Source organism: Pseudonocardia yuanmonensis (assembly GCF_039542425.1).
Lineage (GTDB): Bacteria > Actinomycetota > Actinomycetes > Mycobacteriales > Pseudonocardiaceae > Pseudonocardia > Pseudonocardia yuanmonensis.
Genome location: NZ_BAABIC010000040.1, coordinates 1 through 20,998 on the forward strand (window position 1 = coordinate 1; position 20,998 = coordinate 20,998).

General features: G+C 73.9%; 18 protein-coding genes. 13 read left to right on the forward strand and 5 right to left on the reverse strand.

Translation table 11 applies throughout. From position 1 onward, the window contains the following. From ABD990_RS33220 to ABD990_RS33250, 7 genes are all read left to right on the forward strand, one after another. Nucleotides 1-484: AMP-binding enzyme (locus ABD990_RS33220; protein ID WP_425569716.1), on the forward strand; the 484-nt coding region annotated here is incomplete at its 5' end. 113 nt (nt 485-597) lie between these two features. Continuing rightward, entirely contained in the window at nt 598-1,323 is a 726-nt protein-coding gene (locus tag ABD990_RS33225; RefSeq protein ID WP_345384781.1) for an excalibur calcium-binding domain-containing protein, read from the forward strand. After that, nucleotides 1,320-1,949: a class F sortase gene (locus ABD990_RS33230; protein WP_345384782.1), complete on the forward strand. Its 630-nt coding sequence runs from the start codon at nt 1,320-1,322 to the stop codon at nt 1,947-1,949. Before ABD990_RS33225 ends, ABD990_RS33230 begins: the two co-directional genes overlap by 4 nt. A 211-nt stretch (nt 1,950-2,160) precedes the next feature. Further along, nucleotides 2,161-2,562 (forward strand): hypothetical protein, encoded by a 402-nt coding sequence (locus ABD990_RS33235; RefSeq protein WP_345384783.1) that lies wholly within the window; start codon nt 2,161-2,163, stop codon nt 2,560-2,562. Beyond that, nucleotides 2,559-2,750 (forward strand): ferredoxin, encoded by a 192-nt coding sequence (locus ABD990_RS33240; protein ID WP_037051458.1) that lies wholly within the window; start codon nt 2,559-2,561, stop codon nt 2,748-2,750. Before ABD990_RS33235 ends, ABD990_RS33240 begins: the two co-directional genes overlap by 4 nt. 36 nt (nt 2,751-2,786) lie before the next feature. Beyond that, nucleotides 2,787-4,370: an acyl--CoA ligase family protein gene (locus ABD990_RS33245; RefSeq protein WP_345384784.1), complete on the forward strand. Its 1,584-nt coding sequence runs from the start codon at nt 2,787-2,789 to the stop codon at nt 4,368-4,370. Nucleotides 4,371-4,470: 100 nt separating this feature from the next. Then, on the forward strand, nt 4,471-5,691 hold the full coding sequence (locus ABD990_RS33250; protein WP_345384785.1) for an MFS transporter: 1,221 nt from the start codon (nt 4,471-4,473) through the stop codon (nt 5,689-5,691). Nucleotides 5,692-5,696: 5 nt separating this feature from the next. Here ABD990_RS33250 and ABD990_RS33255 read toward each other — a convergent pair whose 3' ends face one another. Further along, nucleotides 5,697-7,298, reverse strand: coding sequence for a flavin-containing monooxygenase (locus ABD990_RS33255; protein WP_345384786.1), 1,602 nt, complete (start codon nt 7,296-7,298; stop codon nt 5,697-5,699). Continuing rightward, nucleotides 7,295-8,218: an alpha/beta hydrolase gene (locus tag ABD990_RS33260; RefSeq protein WP_345384787.1), complete on the reverse strand. Its 924-nt coding sequence runs from the start codon at nt 8,216-8,218 to the stop codon at nt 7,295-7,297. Before ABD990_RS33260 ends, ABD990_RS33255 begins: the two co-directional genes overlap by 4 nt. Nucleotides 8,219-8,367: 149 nt before the next feature. On the opposite strand from ABD990_RS33260, the gene ABD990_RS33265 reads away from it, so the two are divergent. Further along, nucleotides 8,368-10,104 (forward strand): sigma-54-dependent Fis family transcriptional regulator, encoded by a 1,737-nt coding sequence (locus tag ABD990_RS33265; RefSeq protein WP_345384788.1) that lies wholly within the window; start codon nt 8,368-8,370, stop codon nt 10,102-10,104. A 54-nt stretch (nt 10,105-10,158) separates the two neighbouring features. Here ABD990_RS33265 and ABD990_RS33270 read toward each other — a convergent pair whose 3' ends face one another. Continuing rightward, complete coding sequence (locus tag ABD990_RS33270) at nt 10,159-10,974, reverse strand: DUF72 domain-containing protein (RefSeq protein WP_345384789.1); 816 nt, start codon at nt 10,972-10,974, stop codon at nt 10,159-10,161. Between the two features lie 28 nt (nt 10,975-11,002). Between ABD990_RS33270 and ABD990_RS33275 the strand changes: the two genes are divergently transcribed. From ABD990_RS33275 to ABD990_RS33295, 5 genes are all read left to right on the forward strand, one after another. Then, nucleotides 11,003-12,319: a M20 family metallopeptidase gene (locus ABD990_RS33275; protein ID WP_345384790.1), complete on the forward strand. Its 1,317-nt coding sequence runs from the start codon at nt 11,003-11,005 to the stop codon at nt 12,317-12,319. Between the two features lie 146 nt (nt 12,320-12,465). Then, complete coding sequence (locus ABD990_RS33280) at nt 12,466-13,284, forward strand: serine hydrolase domain-containing protein (RefSeq protein ID WP_345384791.1); 819 nt, start codon at nt 12,466-12,468, stop codon at nt 13,282-13,284. Between the two features lie 457 nt (nt 13,285-13,741). Beyond that, on the forward strand, nt 13,742-14,002 hold the full coding sequence (locus tag ABD990_RS33285; protein WP_345384792.1) for a hypothetical protein: 261 nt from the start codon (nt 13,742-13,744) through the stop codon (nt 14,000-14,002). Between the two features lie 530 nt (nt 14,003-14,532). Then, nucleotides 14,533-18,504 carry an ATP-dependent RNA helicase HrpA gene (gene hrpA, locus ABD990_RS33290; protein ID WP_345384793.1) on the forward strand — a complete coding sequence of 1,324 codons (3,972 nt, stop codon included), beginning with the start codon at nt 14,533-14,535 and terminating at the stop codon, nt 18,502-18,504. A 143-nt stretch (nt 18,505-18,647) separates the two neighbouring features. Next, complete coding sequence (locus ABD990_RS33295) at nt 18,648-19,841, forward strand: acyl-CoA dehydrogenase family protein (protein WP_345384794.1); 1,194 nt, start codon at nt 18,648-18,650, stop codon at nt 19,839-19,841. Nucleotides 19,842-19,905: 64 nt separating this feature from the next. Here the strand turns inward: ABD990_RS33295 and ABD990_RS33300 are convergent, their stop codons facing one another. Together ABD990_RS33300 and ABD990_RS33305 are read right to left on the reverse strand one after the other, a co-directional pair. Then, a complete protein-coding gene (locus ABD990_RS33300; protein ID WP_345384795.1) occupies nt 19,906-20,283 on the reverse strand; it encodes a rhodanese-like domain-containing protein in 378 nt (125 codons plus the stop codon). Beyond that, nucleotides 20,280-20,876, reverse strand: coding sequence for a cysteine dioxygenase (locus tag ABD990_RS33305; RefSeq protein WP_345384796.1), 597 nt, complete (start codon nt 20,874-20,876; stop codon nt 20,280-20,282). The genes ABD990_RS33300 and ABD990_RS33305 overlap by 4 nt, the downstream gene beginning before the upstream one ends. Between the last annotated feature and the right edge of the window lie 122 nt (nt 20,877-20,998).

Sequence of the window (20,998 nt, forward strand, 5' to 3'; positions counted from 1 at the left end):
CTACCTCACCGGCGACGGCGGCCGGATCGACTCCGACGGCTACGTGTTCGTGATGGGCCGCACCGACGACGTCATCAACGTCGCCGGGCACCGGCTGTCCACCGGCGGGATGGAAGAGGTCCTCGCCAGCCACCCCGACGTGGCCGAGTGCGCGGTGATCGGCGTCGCCGACCAGATGAAGGGCCAGATCCCGCGCGGGTTCGTGGTGCTCAAGGCCGGTGTCATGGATCGAGAAGGGGCCTCCGCCGAGGGCTACGAGGACAAGCTGCGCGCCGAGCTGGTCCAGATGGTGCGCGACCAGGTCGGCGCGGTCGCCAGCCTCAAGGAGGTCGCGATCGTCCCGGCGCTGCCCAAGACCCGCTCCGGGAAGATCCTGCGCAAGACCATGCGCGGCATCGCCGACGGCCTCGACGAGCCGGTGCCCTCCACCATCGAGAGCGCCGACGTCCTCGATCAGCTCAGGCCGGTGCTCCGCAAGGAGTAACAGGCGCGCATACCAAAGATGGATGAGACGGGGTAATACGGAGGTAATCCTCGCGATAGGTGGGTCGGCCGCCGACAAGACCCGACGGCCGAGATCACGTCGAGAGGACATCGATGCCCACTCGTGCCCCCGCACGCCCCCTCATCCGTACCGCCGCGCTCGTCGCCTCCGTGTCGGCCGCGCTGCTGTTCGGTGCCACCGCGCCCGCGCTCGCCCAGCCCACGGCGAACGACAAGGACTGCTCCGACTTCGGCTCCTGGCGTGAGGCGCAGAACTTCTTCCTGAGCGCCGGCTCCGGCGACCCGCACGCCCTTGACGAGGACGGCGACGGGATCGCCTGCGAGACGCTCCAGGGCGCTCCCGGGTCGACCCCGACCACGACGCCGAAGCCGACCACCCCGAAGCCCACCCCGAAGCCGACCACGCCCCCGTCGCACGACGACGACCGCGGGAACGGTGGCGGGCGCGACGACCACGGCGGCAAGGACGACCACGACGGCAAGGACGACCGGGACGACCGCGGCGACCGCCACGACGACGGGTGGTCCGGGCGCGACGACCACGGCGCAGGGTGGAACGGCGGCGACGACGCCACCACCGGCGGCGACCCGACCACGGTCGAGGAGGCCGTCGTCGTCGTGACCGGCGACCGTGACTGCGCCGACTTCGCCACCCAGGCCGAGGCCCAGGCCGTGCTGCTGGCCGACCTCTCGGACCCGGAGCGGCTCGACGCCGACTCCGACGGCATCGCCTGCGAGGACCACTTCCGCACCGAGGGCCGCCAGGTCGCGGTGTACCCCGTCGGCGGCGTCGCGACGGGCGGGGCCGGCCTCCGATGAGCAGCACCCGGATCTCGTCGCGCGGCGGCCGGCTCCGCCTGCTGGCCGCGGCCGCGCTCCTCGCGGCCCTCACCGGCTGCAGCACGCCCCAGCCCGGGACGTCGGGCACCACGGCGTCGGGCGCGGCTGCGCAGACCACGGCGCAGGCCGCCGCCCCGGCGGCGCCCCTGGCCCCGTCGGCGCCCGCCCGGCTCGAGGTCCCGTCGATCGGGGTCGCGTCCGGCCCGCTGCTGAAGCTGGGCCTGACCGCCGACGGCGCCCTCGAGGTCCCCGGCGACGCGCCGACCGTCGGCTGGTTCGGCCTCGGGCCCACGCCCGGGGCGACCGGACCCGCCGTCCTGGCGGCGCACGTCGACTACGCCGGCGTGCCCGGGACCTTCCACCGGCTGTCCGCGGTGGCGGTCGGCGACGAGATCCGGGTGGCCCGCGCCGACGGCAGCACGGCGCTGTTCACCGCCTACCGGGTGGCGCAGTACCCGAAGTCGGGCTTCCCGACCGAGGAGGTCTACGGCGACACCCCGGGCGCCGAGCTGCGGCTCATCACCTGCGGCGGCGCCTTCGACGGCACCACCCGCTCCTACGCGGACAACGTCGTCGTCTACGCCCGCCTGACCGGCACCGCCTGACCGCGATCGCAGCCGTTGATCCACGCTCGGGCAGCGGAACGTCCCGCTGCCCGGGCGCGGATCATGCGGCGCAGGGCCGGTGCCCCGTCCGGCGGCACACGCCCCCGGTTCACCCGAACGTGTAACGCCCCGATCCGGGAGCTGCGATGAGGGAGCGACGGCACGCTCCCCCCTCGGCCGTCGCACCCCACCGGAGAGGACCCCGCCTCCGATGCGTCACCCGCTCCGCCCGCGGCTCCCCGCGGTGCTGGCGGCGAGCCTGGCCGTGGCCGCCGTCGGCGGCCTGACCGGCGCCGCGCTCGTCGTGGACACCGGGCCGCCGGTCGCCGCGCCGACCGCCGAGATGTCCGCCGCGGCGTTCCGCGAGGCCGTGCCCGACGCCCTGCACCAGTCCACACCGCTGCCGCGCACGCCCGTCACCACCCCGCCGGCGCCCGCTCCGCTGGCCCTCGCCGGCGCCGTCCGGGCCGCGGCCGCCGCCCGCGCGGAGGCCGACCGGACACCCTGCCCGGGCACCCGCGCCGCCGCGCCCCGGCTGCCGGGCGGCGGCTCCAGGGAAGGGTGTCCTGAGTCACCCACCATGGGCCCGACGGGTCCACCATTGTCCCCATGAAGGTTCACGTGGACTTCGACCTCTGTGAGAGCAACGCGCTGTGCATGGCCGCCGCGCCGGAGGTGTTCGAGGTACGGGAGGACGACTTCCTCTACATCCTGGACGAGAACCCGCCGGAGGAGCTGCGCGGCAAGGTCGAGGAGGCCGTCCGGGCCTGCCCGAAGGCCGCGATCACCCTCGAGGGATAGTTGCCGGGCCCCGGGGCCAGCGGCGAGGATCGGCGGATGGACACGGTCTGGACCACGCCGCTGACGCCGCTGAGCTTCCTGGGCCGCTCGGCCGAGGTGTACCCGGACAAGACCGCGATCGTCCACGACGACCGCACCTGGACCTACGCGGAGTTCGCCGCGGAGACGACCCGCGTGGCCCACGGCCTGCGCGGCAGCGGCATCGAGCGCGGTGACCGGGTGGCGTACCTGCTGCCCAACCTGCCCGAGATGCTGGTCGCGCACTTCGCCGTGCCGCTCGCCGGGGCGATCCTGGTCGCGATCAACACCCGGCTGTCCACCGAGGAGATCCGCTACATCCTCGACCACTCGGGCTCGAAGCTGCTCGTGGTCGACGCGGCGCTGTATCCGCAGGTGGAGCCGGTCGTCCGGGAGCTGAAGACCGTCGAGGAGATCATCACGGTGGTCGACCCGGCGAACCCGGGCGACGGCATCGGCTCCGGCGTGCGCTACGACGACCTGCTGGCCCGTGGCTCGGACGAGCCGCTGCCGTGGGAGGTGGCCGACGAGGACACGACGATCTCGATCAACTACACCTCGGGCACCACGGGCAAGCCCAAGGGTGTGCAGTACTCGCACCGCGGGGCGTACCTGAACTCCTTCGGCGAGATCGTGCACTCCGCGCACACGCCGGACAGCGTCTACCTCTGGACGCTCCCGATGTTCCACTGCAACGGCTGGTGCACGCCCTGGGCGCTCACCGGCATCGGCGGCACGCACGTCTGCCTGCGCGAGGTCCGCGGCGATCGGATCTGGGAGCTGATCACGGAGCACCGGGTCACGCACCTGAACGGCGCACCCACCGTCGTCACCACGATCATGCGCGCGGAGCAGGCGACGAAGCTGGACTACCAGCTCGTCGTCACGACCGCGGGCGCCCCGCCGAGCCCGACCACGATCCTCCAGATGGAGCGGATGGGCTTCCGGATCGTGCACGTCTACGGGCTCACCGAGACCTACGGGCCGTACTCGGTGAACCAGTACCAGCGCGCATGGGACGACCTCGACGCCGAGGAGCGCGCCCGGCTGCAGGCGCGGCAGGGCGTCGGGATGCTGCAGACGGACCGGGTGCGCGTGGTGGACAAGGACATGCGCGACGTGCCGCGGGACGGGCAGACGATGGGCGAGATCGTCATGCGCGGCAACAACGTGATGACCGGCTACTACGAGGACCCGGCGGGCACCGAGAAGGCGTTCGAGGGCGGCTGGTTCCACTCCGGCGATCTCGGCGTGATGCACCCGGACGGCTACGTGGAGCTGCGGGACCGCGCCAAGGACATCGTGATCTCCGGCGGCGAGAACATCTCCACCGTCGAGGTCGAGCAGGCCGTCGTCTCGCACCCGGCGGTGCTCGAGGCCGCGGTGATCGGCGTGCCGGACGAGCAGTGGGGCGAGCGGCCCAAGGCGTTCGTCGTGCTCGCGCCCGGCGGCGAGGCGACGCCCGAGGAGCTGATCGAGCACGTGAAGTCGAGGATCGCCCGCTACAAGGCCCCGCGGGAGGTCGAGATCGTCGACGAGCTGCCCAAGACCTCCACCGGCAAGATCCAGAAGTTCGAGCTCCGCGCCCGCACCACCCCGTGAGTGCCGACTGTCGCTAGAGGGGCACTCACGACCTCGGGCGCCCTGGGATTCGTCACGTGCGGGCGAGAATCCGGGGGGAAGTCCGTTAGCGTTGCTCAGCGTGAGCCGCGAACAGACCGCCTTCCGCGTGGGGGCCGGCGCGGTCGCCATCACCACCTCCACCGTGCTGCCGATCTTCCTGACCGGCGCGCTGGCGGTGCAGATCTCCGCCGAGCTGGGCTTCGACCCGGCGGGCCTCGGCCTGGTCGTGGCGTTGTACTTCGGCGTCTCGGCGCTGGTGTCGCTGCCCGTGGGGAAGGTCGTCGAGCGTCTCGGCTCCGGCCGGACGAGCCGGATCGCCGTGCTCGGGGCGGCGGCGTTCATGGTGCTCGCGGCCGGGCTGGCCCGGAACTACGCCTCGCTCGTCGCGATCCTGCTGTGCGGCGCGTGGTGCAACGTCATGGGTCAGCTGTCGTCCAACCTCACCCTGGCGCGCGCGATGCCGGCGGCGCGGATGGGCCTGTCCTTCGGGGTCAAGCAGGCCTCCGTGCCGCTCGCGACGCTGCTGGCCGGGCTGGCGGTCCCCGCCGTCGCGCTGACCGTCGGCTGGCGGTGGGCCTACGTGATGGGCGCGGCGCTGGCACTCGCCTCGCTCGCGGCCGCCCCACGCGGGTCCGGCCCGGCCGGGAAGGACCGGACGGTCCCGGAGGACCGGGCGACGGCGGCGCTGTCGGTGATCGGGGCGGCCGCCGGGCTGGGCGCGGCCGCGGCGACGGGGCTGGGCATCTTCCTCGTGGCCTCGGCGGTGGACCGCGGGGTGGACCCCGGGCTCGCCGGGCTGGTCCTGACGCTGGGCAGCGTCGTCGGTCTGCTCATGCGGATGCTCCACGGCTGGCTCGCCGACCGCCGGACGGGCGGGCACGTCGCCGTCGTCGCCGGGAGCCTGCTGCTGGGCGCGGGCGGGCTGCTGCTGCTCGCCGCGCCGGGCCCGGTGGCGCTGGTCGTCGGCACCGTGCTGGGCTTCGGGCTCGGCTGGTCGTGGCCCGGGCTCCTGCAGTTCGCGGTGGTGCGGCTCAACCCGTCGGCCCCTGCGGCGGCGACGGCGATCGTGCAGGTGGGCGTGTACGCCGGCGGGTTCCTCGGGCCCGTCGGGTTCGGGTTCCTGGCCGCGCACGTCTCGTTCACCGCGGCCTGGCTCGTGGCCGCCGCCGCGATGCTGGTGGCCGGCGGCGGGGTCCTGCTGGGCCGTCGGATGCTGCGTGCGCACACCCGCAGGTCAGCGGGGGTGGTGAGTGCCGAGTGCCCCTCCAGGGGCACTCGGCGCTCACGGGTCGGCGGGTAGGCGGGTCAGCGGGTGAGGCGCAGGCCCTCGTAGCCCCGCTCGGCCACCTCGTCGCAGGCGGCGAAGTAGTTGTTCGCGCCGCCGAACCAGACGTTCACCACGTGGGCCTTGCCCGGGATGTTCGCCCCGGTGAACCACGAGTGCACGCCCTCGCCGAGCGTCAGGAGCGTGGGCTCGACGGCCTCCTGCACCCGCCGGCCCCAGTCGGCCTCCGCCTCCTCGGTCGCCTCGACCGTCCGGACGCCCTCGGCGCGGGCGTGGTCGAGCGCGTTCCCGATCCACTCGACGTTCTTCTCGATGCAGACCGGCAGGTTCGCGAACGGGCTCATCGGGCCCGAGATCATGAACAGGTTCGGGAAGCCTGCGACCGTCAGCCCGAGGTAGGTCTTCGGCGCGTCCAGCCACTTCTCCTTGAGCGTCAGGCCGTCGCGGCCGCGGACGTCGATCGCGGTGTGCGCACCGGTCACGGCGTCGAACCCGGTGGCGAGGATCAGGACGTCGAACTCGTGGTCGGCGTCCGCGGTCCGGACCCCGGCGGGGGTGATCTCCCGGATCGGCGCGCCCTTGGCCGAGACGTCGACGAGCGTGACGTTGTCCCGGTTGTAGGCCTCGTAGTAGTCGTGCCCGGCCGGCGGCCGCTTGCCCGAGTACGGGTACCCGCGCGGCGAGAGCAGCTCCGCGACCTCCGGATCGTGCACGGTCTCCCGGATCTTCGACCGGATGAACTCCGCGGCGGCCTCGTTGGCGTCGGGGTCGAGGATCAGGTCGTCGAAGGTCTCGAACAGGAACCGGAAGCCCCCGCGGGCCCAGCCGTCCTCGAAGATCCGGCGGCGCTCCTCCTCGTCGAACTCCATCGCCGGGCCGTGTCCCGGGTCGAAGGGCATGGCGAACGAGTGGCCGCGCGCCTTGGCGAGGATCTCGTAGTGCCGGGCCTTGAGGTCGGCGATCTCGTCCGGCTCCAGCGGCCGGTTCTGCGCCGGGACGACGTAGTTCGGTGTGCGCTGGAAGACCGTCAGCTCCGCCGCCTGCTCCGCGATGATCGGGATCGCCTGGACCCCGGTCGCCCCGGTGCCGATGATCCCGACGCGCTTGCCGGCGAGGTCCACGCCCTCCGCGGGCCAGCGGCAGGTCAGGTACAGGTCGCCGGCGAAGGAGTCGAGACCCGGGAAGTCGGGGACGTGCGGGTGGGTGAGGAAGCCCAGGCCGGTCACCACCCACTTCGCCCGGAGCAGCTCGCCGGAGTCCGTGGTGACGTCCCACCCGTCGTCGCGGAACTCCATCGCGGTCACCCGCGTGGAGAAGGTGATGTCGCGGCGCAGGTCGAACTTGTCCGCGACGAAGTCCAGGTAGCGCAGCATCTCCGGCTGGCCGGGGTAGCGCTCCGACCAGGTCCACTCCTCGACCAGCTCCTTGCTGAAGGAGAGCTGGTAGTAGTAGCACTCGCTGTCCGTCCGGGCGCCCGGGTAGCGGTTCCAGAACCACGTCCCGCCGACGCCGCTGCCGGCCTCGATCACGCGGGTGCGCAGCCCCGACTCGCGGGCGCGGTGCAGCATGGCCAGCCCGGCGAAGCCGGCGCCGACGATCACCAGGTCCAGGTCGTCGTTCATCGGGGTCCCTCCTCGAGGCCCAGGCGCGGGCGGAGCCAGGCCGCCATCGCCGCGATCGTGGCGTCCGCCTCGGGCGCGCGGCCCGCGGAGAACGGGTAGACGTGCTGCATCTCCGGGACGACCTCGAGCGTGGAGTCCACGCCGGCCGCCCGGGCCCGCTCGTGGAACTGCTCGGCGTTGTCCAGGAGGGTCTCGTGGCCGCCGGCGCACAGGTAGAGCGGCGGCAGGCCGGCCGGGTCCGCGTGCAGCGGGTTGGCGAGTGGGTCGCGCCGGTCGCCGCCCTCGCCGAGGAACATCCCCGACATCCCGTGCAGGATCTCCTTGCTGACCAGGACGTCCGTGCCGGCGTTGGAGTCGAGGGTCTTGCCGACGTGCTCCATGTCCAGCCACGGGGACATCGGCAGGATCGCGGCGGGCAGCGGGTCGCCGTCCTCCCGGAGCTTGAGGACGGTCGAGATCGCCAGGTTGCCGCCCGCCGAGTCGCCGGCCGTCGCGATGTGCCCGGGCTCGATCCCCTGGTCGAGCAGCCACCGGTAGGCGGCGACCGCGTCCTCGAGCTGGGCCGGGTACGGGTGCTCCGGGGCCCGCCGGTAGTCCAGCACCAGCGCCCGGACCCCGGCGGCCTTCGCCAGGTGCCCGGCGATCTTGCGGTGCGTCGCGGTGGAGCCGACGACGAACCCGCCGCCGTGCAGGTAGAGGATCACCCGGTCGTCGGCCGCGTCGAGCGGCAGGCACCACAGGGCGGGGACGCCGCCGGCGACCGTCTCCTCGTAGGTGACCCGGGTCGGCTCCGCCGTCGGCAGGTGCCACTCCTCGAACAGGTTCCGCAGGGTCGGCAGGTCCATCTCGGGCGCCGCACCCATCCGGTCGCTCCAGCTCTGGTAGATCGTCCGCAGCTCCGCGGACTCCGCGCTCGCCATGGCCGTGGAGCATGCGGGCCCGTCCCGGACGAGAGTGTCCGACTTCGCGACATCACCCGAACGGTCGGCAGGTGTGTCGCGTTCCGGGACACTGAGACTCGGATCACCGTGTTTCACTCGGGGTGCTACCGCGACGAAGGGGTGGTGCCATGACGGTCGACGAGCGCGAGCGCGCGGTCCGGGTCGCCCGGGAGGACTTCCTGTCCGGGGAGCGGCCGGACGGGCGGCTGCGTCCGGAGATCGCCTCGTCCTGGCGGCGGAGCCGGTTCTCCGGCGTCGCGGCCGACGCCGACTCCGTGCCCTACGAGCCGCTCCTCGGCCCCAACCGGCTGCTCACCGCGGCCGCCACCCCGGTGCTCGACTGGCTCGCCGACCAGCTCACCGGCGGCACCGCCGTGATCCTCGCGGACGCCGACGCCCGGATCCTCGACCGCCGCGCCGAGGGCCAGACCCTCTCCCGCCACCTCGACCGGGTGCTCTGCGCGCCGGGGTTCAACTTCGGCGAGGAGCACATCGGGACGAACGGGATCGGCAGCGTCCTGGAGTCCCCCGGGCCGGTGATGATCGCCGGGGCCGAGCACTACCGGGACAACCTGCAGGGCTTCACCTGCGTCGGCACGCCGCTGCGGCATCCCGTACACCGCCGGCTCGTCGGGGTGCTCGACGTCTGCTGCCGCTACGACGACACCAACGGCCTGATGACCCCGCTGCTGCTGTCGGCGTCCCGGGAGATCGAGTCCCGGATGTACGCCGAGTCGTCCCTACGCGAGCGGATGCTGCTCGAGGAGTTCCTCAAGGTCTCCCGCCGGACGTCCGCGGCGGTCGTCACGCTGAACCAGGACTTCATCATCACCAACACCGCGGCCGCGTCGCTGCTCGACCCGGCCGACCACGCCCTGTTGTGGGACTGGGCGTCGGGCTCGATCACCCGGCGCGGCGAGTTCGCCGGGGAGGTCCGGCTCAGCCGCGACGTCGTGCTCCACGGCCGGGCGCGGACCGTCGGCGAGGTGCGGGGCGGGCCGGCGGGGGTGCTGGTGGAGCTGCGGCGCCCGGCGAACGGTTCGCCGCACCGGCGTCCGGCCGAGCCGCGGCCCCGCGAGGGAGGCCTCCTGCCCGGGCGCAGCGCGGCGTGGGGGCGGGCGCTGGCCGAGCTTGCCGCGGCGGACCGCTCCGGGCTGGACGTCCTGGTCACCGGGGAGGCGGGCGTCGGCAAGCTGCGGGCGACGGAGCGGATCGGCGGGCCGGACCGCACGGTGCTCGACGCCGCCCTCGCCATCGTCGACCCGGGGTGGCCGGACCAGCTGCGGCGCCGGCTCGGCCTGCCCGGGACTCTGGTGCTGCGGCACCTCGACCGCACGCCGGAGCCGCTGGCCGCGACGGTCGCCGCGCTGCTCGACGGGCCGCGGGCCGCGCGCGTGGTCGCCACCGCGGACGGGTCCGCGGACTGCCGACTGCTCGACCACTTCCCGGCCCGGGTCGAGCTGCCGCCGCTGCGGCACCGCCCGGAGGACATTGCGGACGTCGCACCGGTCCTGCTGGCGGAGGGCGACGGTCCGGCGCCGCGGCTGCAGGCCCAGGCGTTGCAGGCGCTGATGGCGCTGGAGTGGCGGGGCAACGTCCGCGAGCTCGCCGCCATCCTCGGTGCGGCGCGGCTGCGGGCGATGGGCGGGGACATCACGCTCGCGCACCTGCCGGCCGAGCACCGCCGGGCCGTGACGGGACGGTCCCTGCCCACGCTCAAGCGGACCGAGCGGGAGGCGATCCTCGAGGCCCTCACGGACGCGCACGGCAACAAGCTGGCCGCCGCCGAGCGGCTGGGCATCGCCCGCTCCACGCTCTACCGCAAGATGCGCGCGCTCGGGATCGACGACAAGCGCTGGGCGTGATGCCGTGGGTCGGCATGGGTCGTAAGTGGGAACTGCCGCTCTCAGGGGCAGCTGTCACTCACGGAGTCGGTCGGCCAGGGAGATCGCGTCGAAGGGGGCGTGCACCTTGACGTCGTTGTCGAAGTAGACGACGACGTCCAGGCCCGCGGCCAGCCAGCCGCGGATCCGGTCGGCCCACACGTCGAGGGCCTCGGGGGTGTACCCGCTGACGTACAGCTCCTCGTCGCCGTGCAGCCGGACGTAGACGAGGTCGGCGGTGACCTCGGTGAGGAAGGGCCATCTCCCCGCGGTGTCCGCGACCACGAGCCCGACACCGTGCTCCCGCAGGAGGTCGTAGAACGCCGGGTCGCGGAAGCTCTCGTGCCGGACCTCCACGGCGTGCCGCAGCGGGCGGTCGGCGTCGGTCTCCAGCAGGTTGCGGCCCTCGAGGCGCTCGTCGTGCTCCTTCGCGAGGTCGGCCGCGGCGGCGGTGCCGTGCGGCAGCAGCTCCAGGAAGGCGCGCATCCGGTCGGGGTCGAACCGCATCCGCGGCGGCAGCTGCCACAGGACCGGCCCGAGCTTCGGCCCCAGCGCGAGCACGCCGGAGGCGAAGAAGTTCGCGACCGGCGTGCGGACCTCGCGCAGCTGCTTGAGATGGGTGACGAACCGCGGGCCCTTCACCGCGAACAGGAAGTCCGCTGGCGTCTCCTCCCGCCAGCTCACCCAGCTCTCCGGGCGCTGCAGCGAGTAGAAGGAGCCGTTGATCTCGATCGACGACACGGCGCGGGACAGGTACTCCAGCTCGCGGCGCTGGGCGAGGCCCTTCGGGTAGAACACGCCGCGCCACGGCGGGTACCGCCAGCCCGACGTCCCGGTGCGCACCTCGGCCACGTGGTCATCCTGGCCTAGGGTGCGGCAGGTGCGCAGCGAACCCGTCCGGCCCGACGACGGCTACCTCCGCGCCCTGGTGGCCGCGACCGAGCGGGCGGTCGCGGACGCCGAACCGCTGGACTCCGACCACGCCGGTGCCCCCACCGAGCTGCGCGAACCCGTCGCCGACGCCGTGGCCGAGCTGGGCGACGAGCTGGTTGCGCTGAGCCGCGACCTGCACGCCCACCCGGAGACCTCGTTCGACGAGCACCGCTCCGTCGCCGCCGTCGCCGACCTGCTGAAACGGCACGGGCACGAGCCGGAGGTCGGGGTGGGCGGGCTGGACACCGCGCTGCGGGCGGGCGTCGGGGACGAGGGCCCGCACAGCGCTCACATCGGGATCCTCGCCGAGTACGACGCGCTGCCGGGGCTCGGCCACGGCTGCGGCCACAACGTCATCTGCACGACGGCCGTCGGCGCCTACCTCGCGCTCGCCGGCCGGGCGCCGGGCCGGGTCACCCTGTTCGGCACGCCCGCCGAGGAGGGGGGCGGCGGCAAGGAGACGATGGCGCGCGCCGGGCTCTTCGACGACGTCGACGCCGTGGTGATGCTCCATCCCTTCTCCCACGACGTCGCCATGCACCCGTTCCTCGGGCGCCGGCAGGTCGAGATGGTGTTCCACGGGGTGGCGGCGCACGCGGCGGCGCAACCGTTCATGGGCCGCAACGCCCTCGACGCCGCCGTCGCCGCGTACACGGGCGTCGCGGCGCTGCGCCAGCACCTGCCGCCGACCGACCGCGTGCACGGGACGTTCACGGACGGCGGGGCGCGACCGAACGTGGTCCCGGACCGGGCGGCACTGATGTTCTACGTGCGCTCGATGGAGCCGGACACGCTGCGGGACCTGGCCGCGCGGCTCACCGCGATCGCCGAGGGGGCCGCGCTGATGCACGGCTGCGGTGTCGAGCTCACCTGGGACGAGATGCCCGCCTACCTGCCGATCCGGCACAACCGGGCGCTCGCGGGGCGATGGGCGGTGAACCAGCGCGAGTGCGGCCGGACGTCGCTCGCCCCCGGCGTCGTGCCGGAGTTCCTCACCGGCTCGACCGACCTGGGGAACCTGAGCTACCGGATGCCCGCCATCCACCCGATGCTCGCGATCTCCGGGCCCACGGCCGCGCTGCACACCGTGGAGTTCGCCGAGGCCGCAGGCGGGCCGGGCGGCGACGCCGGGGTCCGCGACGGCGCGCTCGGCCTCGCCCTGACCGCCCTGGACTACCTCGCCGACCCGGCGCTGCGCGAGGCGGTGCACGCCGAGTTCGAGGCGCAGGGCGGGGCGGTCGACGTGCCGCACTACTTCGCCTGAGCGCAGCTCGCGGAGCGAACATCGGCACCGAGCGGAGCGAACATCGGCACCGAGCGGAGCGAGCCTCGGCACCGAGCGGGGCGAGCCTCGGCACCGAGCGGGGCGTGCGGGCCGAGTATCGGGACCGCGGCAACTACGCTCGACCCGTGGATCTCGCCCGCGCCACGCGCGCCGTCCTGGACTGGCCCGTCGACCACGTCGCCGCCGCGGTGGTGGGCGCGGACGGCGAGGTCCGCGCGACCGCGGGCGACACGGACCGGGAGTTCCGCCTCGCCTCGGTGACCAAGCTGCTCTCCGCCTACGCCGTGCTCATCGCGGTCGAGGAGGGCGCGGTCGAGTGGGACGACCCGGCCGGCCCCGAGGGCTCGACGGTCCGGCATCTCGCCGCCCACACCTCCGGCCTCGCCTTCGACTCGGACGACGTGCAGGCCAGGCCGGGCACCCGCCGCATCTACTCGAACGCCGGGTACACCGTGCTCGGCGAGGCGATCGCCAAGGCCAGCGGCATCGCGTTCCCGGAGTACCTGCGCCAGGCCGTCCTCGACCCGCTCGGGCTCGACGCGACCGAGCTGCGCGGCCCCGCCGGCTCCGGCGCCTACTCCACCGGCTCGGACATGGCCCGTTTCGCCGCCGAGCTGCAGGCCCCCACCCTCGTCGCACCGGCGACCTTCGCCGAGGCCACCGAGGTGGTCTTCCCCGGGCTGAACGGGGTGCTGCCCGGCTACGGCTCCCAGCGGCCCAACGACTGGGGACTGGGCTTCGAGATCCGCGACGGCAAGACCCCGCACTGGACCGGGACGCGGAACTCGCCGCGCACCTTCGGGCACTTCGGCCAGTCCGGCACCTTCCTGTGGGTCGATCCCGAGGCCGGGGCCGCGTGCGTGGTGCTCACGGACCGCAAGTTCGGGGACTGGGCCGTGCAGGCGTGGACGCCGTACAACGACGGGATCGTCGACGCCCTGTAGGTCGTCCCGCGGGCCGACCGGACCGCCCCGCGGATCGCGCCACGCCGTTCCGTGCCCTGGATCGGTGCAGGTCGACGGCTCGTGAGCGGCCGGCTCCCGAACGTGACCCACGACACCCCCGGGATCCGGGAATCATCCGCCCGCCCCGCCCGTTGGAGGAGATGTCCGAGCCGGGCGAGCAGTGTCCCCGGGCCGCAACAGATAACCGCCGCCGCGGAATACCGTACGGCTGGAGCCGCGGTGCGCCACTCGCCGCGAGGCGACCTGCGTCCGGCTCGGACCCCAACGTCGACCGGGGAATACCTTCCCCGCGGCGTGGGTTGGAAGGAGCGTCCGGATCGGGCGGACACCGTGTCCCCGGGTCTCACTCATCCGCCGCTGCGAGCGGCCACGCGCCGAGAGGCGACCGGCCGTCCGATCCGGATCCTCCACCCCTACTTCGCTCGAGGAGCACCCCATGAAGGGCGACCGCGTCGAGATCGTGGTCGACGCCGGCAGCGGCACCACCCGGACCTACGAGGTCGAGGCGACCCGCGCCGGGCGCCGCGTCGACATCGCGCAGACCCGCGGGACCGTCGAGGTCAGCGAGGTCACGCGCGGCGGCACCGCCGTCCGGACCGCCCGGTTCCTGGCCGGTCGCGTGATCGCGCTCGTCGAGCACCCGGCGGCGGACGAGCCGGTGGCCGAGGAGATCACCCCGGCCCTCCGGTCCGCCTGACCGGCCGGGCACCCGCCCGACACCGTGTACCGGCGCGACCGCCGTCCGCCCCGAACCGCCCCCCACGGGGTGGCCGCAGCGGTCGCGCCACCCGGAACTCGCGTGCGCGGCGCGCCCGGGCTCCCTACTGTGATCCACACCGCCCGCCGGAACAGACGTCCCGTGCGGTCCGTTGCACCACGTGCCCGCCGGGCGCGGTCCTCGCCCCCGACAGGCACACTTGACGAACGATGACCTCCATCCGAGCCACCGGGAACACTGCTGCGCGCGCGGGCGATCCCTCCGCACGCACCGGCGTTCCCCTCCCGTCCGGTCCGACTCCCACCACCGCGACCGGACCCGCCGCCCCGCAGGCCGCGGCAGCGCCCCAGAACGGCAGCGCTGCGGCCCCGGAGAGCGGCGACCGGACCCGCCGCCGCACACCCCGCCGGCGCGGGTCCCGGGGCCGGAGCGCACCCGCCGAGAGGCGGGGGAACGCGCCCGGCCCCGCCAGCACGTCCGCCGAGCCGGCCGAGCCGCCGGCGCCGTCGTTGCCCGCGGAGGTCCTCGCCGATCTCGAGCGCCGCATCGCCGAGCTGGGGCCGCACGACGAGACCCGCCTGACCCGCCGGTTCCGCGGCGCCCGCCGCTCCGGGAACGGCACCGCCCAGCAGGCCGTGGCTGCGGCCGTCGCGGCCGCCGAGCACCGCCTCGAGCGCCGTCGCGCCGCGCTGCCCCGGATCGCCTACCCGGCGGCCCTGCCGGTCAGCGCCCGGCGCGAGGACATCGCCGCCGCGATCCGTGACCACCAGGTCGTGATCGTCGCCGGCGAGACGGGCTCCGGGAAGACCACCCAGCTGCCGAAGATCTGTCTCGAGCTGGGGCGCGGCGTCACCGGGATGATCGGTCACACCCAGCCGCGCCGGCTCGCCGCCCGCACGGTCGCCGCCCGCATCGCCGAGGAGCTCGGCACCGAGCTGGGCGACGTCGTCGGCTGGAAGGTGCGCTTCGCCGACCAGGTCGGCGACCGCACGATGGTCAAGCTGATGACGGACGGCATCCTGCTCGCCGAGCTCGCCGGCGACCGGGACCTGCTGCAGTACGACACGCTGATCATCGACGAGGCCCACGAGCGCAGCCTCAACATCGACTTCATCCTGGGCTACCTCACCCGGCTGCTCCCCCGGCGTCCCGACCTCAAGGTGATCATCACCTCGGCGACGATCGACCCGGAGCGGTTCGCCCGGCACTTCGGCACGCCCGACGAGCCGGCCCCGATCGTCGAGGTCTCCGGCCGCTCGTACCCGGTGGAGATCCGGTACCGGCCGGTCGTCGACCCGGACGACCCCGACGCCGACCCGGACCGCGAGGAGATCGACGCGATCGGCGACGCCGTCGCGGAGCTGCAGCGCGAGGGCCCCGGCGACGTCCTCGTCTTCCTGCCCGGCGAGCGGGAGATCCGGGACACCGCGGACGCCCTGGAGCGCAGGAGCTTCCGCAACACCGAGATCCTGCCGCTCTACGCCCGGCTGACCACGGCGGAGCAGCAGCGCGTGTTCGCCCCGCACCCCGGCAACCGGATCGTGCTGGCCACCAACGTCGCCGAGACCTCGTTGACGGTTCCCGGCATCAAGTACGTGATCGACACCGGCACGGCCCGCATCTCGCGGTACTCGCGGCGGCTCAAGGTGCAGCGGCTGCCGATCGAGAAGGTCTCGCAGGCCAGCGCCAACCAGCGCGCCGGCCGCTGCGGCCGCACGTCGGACGGCATCTGCATCCGGCTCTACGCCGAGGACGACTTCGACGCGCGCCCCGAGTTCACCGACCCGGAGATCCTGCGCACCAATCTCGCGTCCGTCGTGCTGCAGATGATCGCGCTGGACCTGGGCGAGATCTCCGAGTTCCCGTTCGTGGAGCCGCCGGACCGCCGGGACGTCGCCGACGGCCTCGCCCTCCTGCACGAGCTGGGCGCGGTCGACCACGGCGCCCTGACGGCGGTCGGTCAGGCCCTCGCCCGGCTGCCCGTCGACCCCCGGCTCGGCCGGATGCTGGTGGAGGCCAACCGGACCGGGTGCCTCACCGAGGTCCTGGTGATCGCCGCGGCGCTGTCCGTGCAGGACCCGCGCGAGCGGCCGACCGAGCAACGGCAGGCGGCCGACGAGAAGCACAACCGCTTCCGCGTCGAGGGCTCGGACTTCCTCGCGTTCGTGAAGCTCTGGGAGTACCTCGCCGAGCAGCGGGAGGCGTTGTCCGGCAACAGGTTCCGCCGCACGCTGCGCGAGGAGTTCCTGCACTACCTGCGGATCCGCGAGTGGTGGGACCTGCACGGCCAGCTCCGCCAGGCCGCGCGCTCGGCCGGCATGACCGCCAACGACTCCGCCGCCGACCCGGACCGGATCCACCAGGCGTTGCTCTCCGGGCTGCTGTCCCAGGTGGGTCTGCTGGAGGAGACGGACAAGCGGAGGTCGGGCGGGCGGGGAGACGACACGGCGCGCCGCGGCGCCCGCGAGTACCTCGGCGCCCGCAGCGCGAGGTTCGCGATCTGGCCCGGCTCGGCGCTGGCGAAGAAGCCGCCGCGCTGGGTGATGGCCGCCGAGCTCGTCGAGACCTCCCGGCTGTGGGCCCGGACCGTCGCCCGGATCAAGCCAGAGTGGATCGAGCCGCTCGCCGGACATCTCGTCAAGAAGACGTATTCGGAACCGCACTGGTCGCGCAAGCGGGCGAGCGCCGTCGCGACCGAACGCGTGACGCTGCACGGCATCCCCGTGATCGCCGACCGCACCGTGGACTTCGGCCGCATCGACCCCGAGGTGTCCCGCGACCTGTTCCTGCGGCACGCGCTCGTCGAGGGCGACTGGGAGACGAGGCACCGGTTCTTCCACGCCAACCGGGAGCTGCTCGAGGACGCCGAGGAGCTCGAGCACCGTGCCCGGCGCCGGGACCTCGTGGTCGACGAGGACACCCTCTTCGACTTCTACGACCGGCGTGTGCCGGAGACGGTGGTCTCGGGCCGGCACTTCGACTCCTGGTGGAAGAAGGAGTCGCGGCGGAACCCGGAGCTGCTCGACTTCACCCTGGAGATGCTGGAGACCGAGGCCGCGCGCGGCGTCGACCGCTCCGCGTACCCGGACCACGTCGCCGCCGGCGGGCTCACCCTGCCGCTGTCGTACGCCTTCGAGCCCGGGCACCACACGGACGGCGTGACCGTCGACGTCCCGGTGGCCGCGCTGCACCAGGTCGACCCGACGCCGTTCACCTGGCAGGTCCCGGGCCTGCGCGAGGAGCTCGTCACCGCGCTCATCAAGACGCTGCCGAAGACCCTGCGCCGCAACTTCTCCCCCGCCCCCGACCACGCCCGGGCGGTGCTCGCCCGGGTCCGGGCCGGGGACGAGCCGCTGCTCGACGCCCTCGAACGCGAGCTCGGCCGGATGCGCAACGTCCGCATCGGGCGGGACGACTGGGAGCTGGACCGGCTGCCGGAGCACCTCGTCGTCACCTTCCGGGTGCTCGACGAGAAGGGCCGCGAGCTGGCCCGCGGCACGGACCTCGAGGCCCTGCGCGAGCAGCTCGCCCCGCAGGTCCGGCAGGAGATCGCGGCCGCGGGCAGGGACGTCGAGCGGACCGGGCTGGCCACCTGGCCGATGCTCGACGGACCGGACGGCGAGCTGCCGCGCGAGCTGCCCATCCGCCGCGGCAGGCACGTCGTCACCGGGTACCCCGGCCTGGTCGACCGCGGCACGTCGGGGTCGACGGTCGGCTCCGCAGGTTCCGCCTCCGTCGACGTGCGCGTCTTCGCCACCGCCGCCGAGCGGGACTCCGCGCACCGCCGCGGCGTCCGCCGGCTGCTGCTGCTCACCACACCCTCGCCCGCCAAGCAGGTGCAGCGCGGGCTGGACAACCGGGCGAGGCTGACCCTGTCCCGCAACCCGCACGGCAGCGTCGACGCGCTGCTCGAGGACTGCGTGACCTGCGCGGCCGACCACCTCATCGCCCGCGCCGGCGGCCCGTGCTGGGACGCGGTGGGCTTCGAGAAGCTCAGGGGAGTGTTCGCCCAGCACCTCGCCGGCACCACGATGCAGGTCCTGCAGGCCGTCCGTGCGGTGCTGGACCGCTGGCACCCGGTGCAGGCGGCGCTCTCCGAGCTGCGCTCCCCCGCGACCCGCGAGGGTGTGGCGGACATCCGCGCCCAGCTCGCGGCGCTGGTCGGGCCCGGCTTCGCCACCGCGGCGGGCGCGAACCGGCTGGCCGACGTCGCCCGGTACCTGCAGGCGATCGGGATCCGGATCGACAAGCTGCGCACCGACCCCGCCCGGGACGCTGAGTGGACCGCCCAGGTCCGCGTCGTCGCCGAGGAGTACGCGGACGAGATCGCCGCGCTGCCCGAGGGCGTCGATCCCCCGGCGGCCCTGGTGGAGGTGCGCTGGATGATCGAGGAGCTGCGGGTGAGCCTCTACGCCCACCCGATGAGGACCCGCCACCCTGTGTCGATCAAACGGATCCAGAAGGCGCTCGACGAGCTGTAGGCCAGCACTCCGTGCCGGCCCCTCTCCACGATCATCGGCTGTGGACGGGAACGGTCGGAGATCGACCGCCTCCTTCCACGATCGGTGATCATGGTCGGCCGTCCCGAGGTGCCGCCCGGCCCGGCTCGGGGCAGAGTGGTCCCATGGAGCCGCAGTACGCCCACCTCGGCGAGGCGCTGGGTACGGACTTCTTCTCCGTCCGCGAGCAGTTCACCGACGAGCAGTGGGAGCGGTTCGCGACCGTCCGCAAGTTCGTCGACGCCGAGGTGCTGCCGGAGATGGGCGGGTACTGGGAGCGCGCCGAGCTGCCGTGGCACCTGTTCCGCCGGCTACCGGAGCTCGGCATCGTCGGCGAGACGATCACCGGCTACGGGGCCGCCGGGATGAGCCCGCTGGCGTGCGGGCTCGTCCACATGGAGCTGCACCGCGGCGACGGCTCGCTCGGCACCTTCCTCGGCGTGCACGCCGGGCTGGCGATGCAGTCCATCGCGATGTGCGGCAGCGAGGAGCAGAAGCAGCGCTGGCTGCCGTCGATGTCCACGATGCAGCGGCTGGGCGCGTTCGCGCTCACCGAGCCGGACCACGGGTCGGACTCGGTCGCGCTGGAGACCACCGCCCGCCGCGACGGCGACCACTGGGTGCTCGACGGCCGCAAGCGCTGGATCGGCAACGGCACCATCGCCGACCTCGTCGTCGTGTGGGCCCGGGACGAGGCCGACGGCCAGGTCAAGGGCTTCGTCGTGGAGACCCCGGCCGAGGGCTACGAGGCCACCGTGATCGGCGGCAAGGTGTCGGTGCGCTCGGTCTGGCAGGCCGACATCACGCTCACCGGCGTGCGGGTGCCGGAGGAGAACCGGCTGACCGGCGCGCGGACCTTCGCCGACTGCGCCGCCGTGCTCGCGTCGACCCGCGGCCTCTGCGCGTGGATGGCACTCGGCCACGCCACCGCCGGCTACGACGCCGCGCTCCGCTACGCGAAGGAACGCACCCAGTTCGGCAAGCCGTTGGCGGCGTTCCAGATCGTGCAGGAGAAGCTGGTGCAGATGCTCGCCGACCTCACGGGGATGCAGCTCTACTGCATGCAGATCGGCCGGCTCGCCGAGGCCGGGCGGCTGTCCCCGACCATCGCCGGCCTGGCCAAGATGAACAACACCCGCGTCGCCCGCCGGATCCTCGGCACGGCCAGGGACCTGCTCGGCGGCAACGGGATCCTGCTCGAGCACCACGTCGCCCGGCATTGGGCGGACATCGAGGCGATCCACACCTTCGAGGGCACCGAGACCATCCAGACGCTGATCGTGGGCAAGGAGATCACGGGCATCGGCGCGTTCTCCTGACCCCGGGAGTGGCAGGTCAGCGGGGGTCGTGAGTGCGAACTGCCCCTCCAGGGGCAGCTCTCGCTCACAGGGTGGGGAGACCGGCCGCCTTCCACGCCCGGAAGCCGCCGTCGAGGTCCGTGGCGTTGTGCAGGCCCAGGTCCTGCAGGGAGGCGGCGGCGAGGCTGGAGCTGTAGCCCTCCGAGCAGGCCACGATCCAGGTCACATCGTGGTCGACGGCCTCGGGGACGCGGGCGTCGGAGGCCGGGTCGAGCCGCCACTCCAGGTGGTTGCGCTCGATGACCAGCGCGTCGGCGAACGAGCCCTCCTCGTCCCGCTGCCACTGCGGGCGGGTGTCGACCAGGCGCGCGCCCTCGCGCAGCAGCGCGGCGGCCTGCCCCGGGCCGACCCGGTCCAGCCGGGCCCGGGCCTCGGCGAGCACGTCGGCGATCGAGCGGGTCATGCCCCCACCTTCTCCGGTTCGTCGGTCAGCTCGGTACGGGTGCGGCGCAGGAACTCCCCGCCCGGACCGGACGCCACCTCGTAGTAGCTCATCGCGGTCAGCGGCGGCGAGTAGGCGTGCACGCTGACCGCGGGCGCCTCGAGGTGGTTGGCGACGTCGTGCACGTGGCCGAGCGGGAAGGCGGCGCCGCGCCCCGGCCGCAGCGTCCGGGCGCGCAGGCCCTCGCCGGGGACCCAGCGCTGCTCGACGAGGTCTCCGGAGACCACGGTGAGCGCGCCCAGCGAGCCGGCGTGGTCGTGCAGCTCCGCGACCTGCTCCCGGGCCCAGCTGATCAGCCAGACGTCCACGACGTCGTCGGCGTGCAGGCGGCGGGACCAGCGCTGCACGGGATCGACGTGCACGGCGTGCCGGCCGAGGCGGACCTCCTCGGCGAAGCGCCGGGTCAGCGCGGCGAGGTCGGACAGGTCGAGCGGGGTGGGGGCGGCGGAGCGCAGGGCACGGGGACGAGCGGCAGGGGCGTGCGCGAGCACGGGGTACTCCAGTGGGGGACGACGCGAGCGGGGGACCTGGGTCAGCTCGAGCGTCGACAGCACTCGTCGAACACGTGCCCGCGGCGGCTCTCCCAGATCGGGCCGAGGTTCCACGCGGGCATCACGCCCCGATTCCAGCACACCGCCCGCCCGGACGGAAATCGCTCCCAGCGCCCGGACACCCG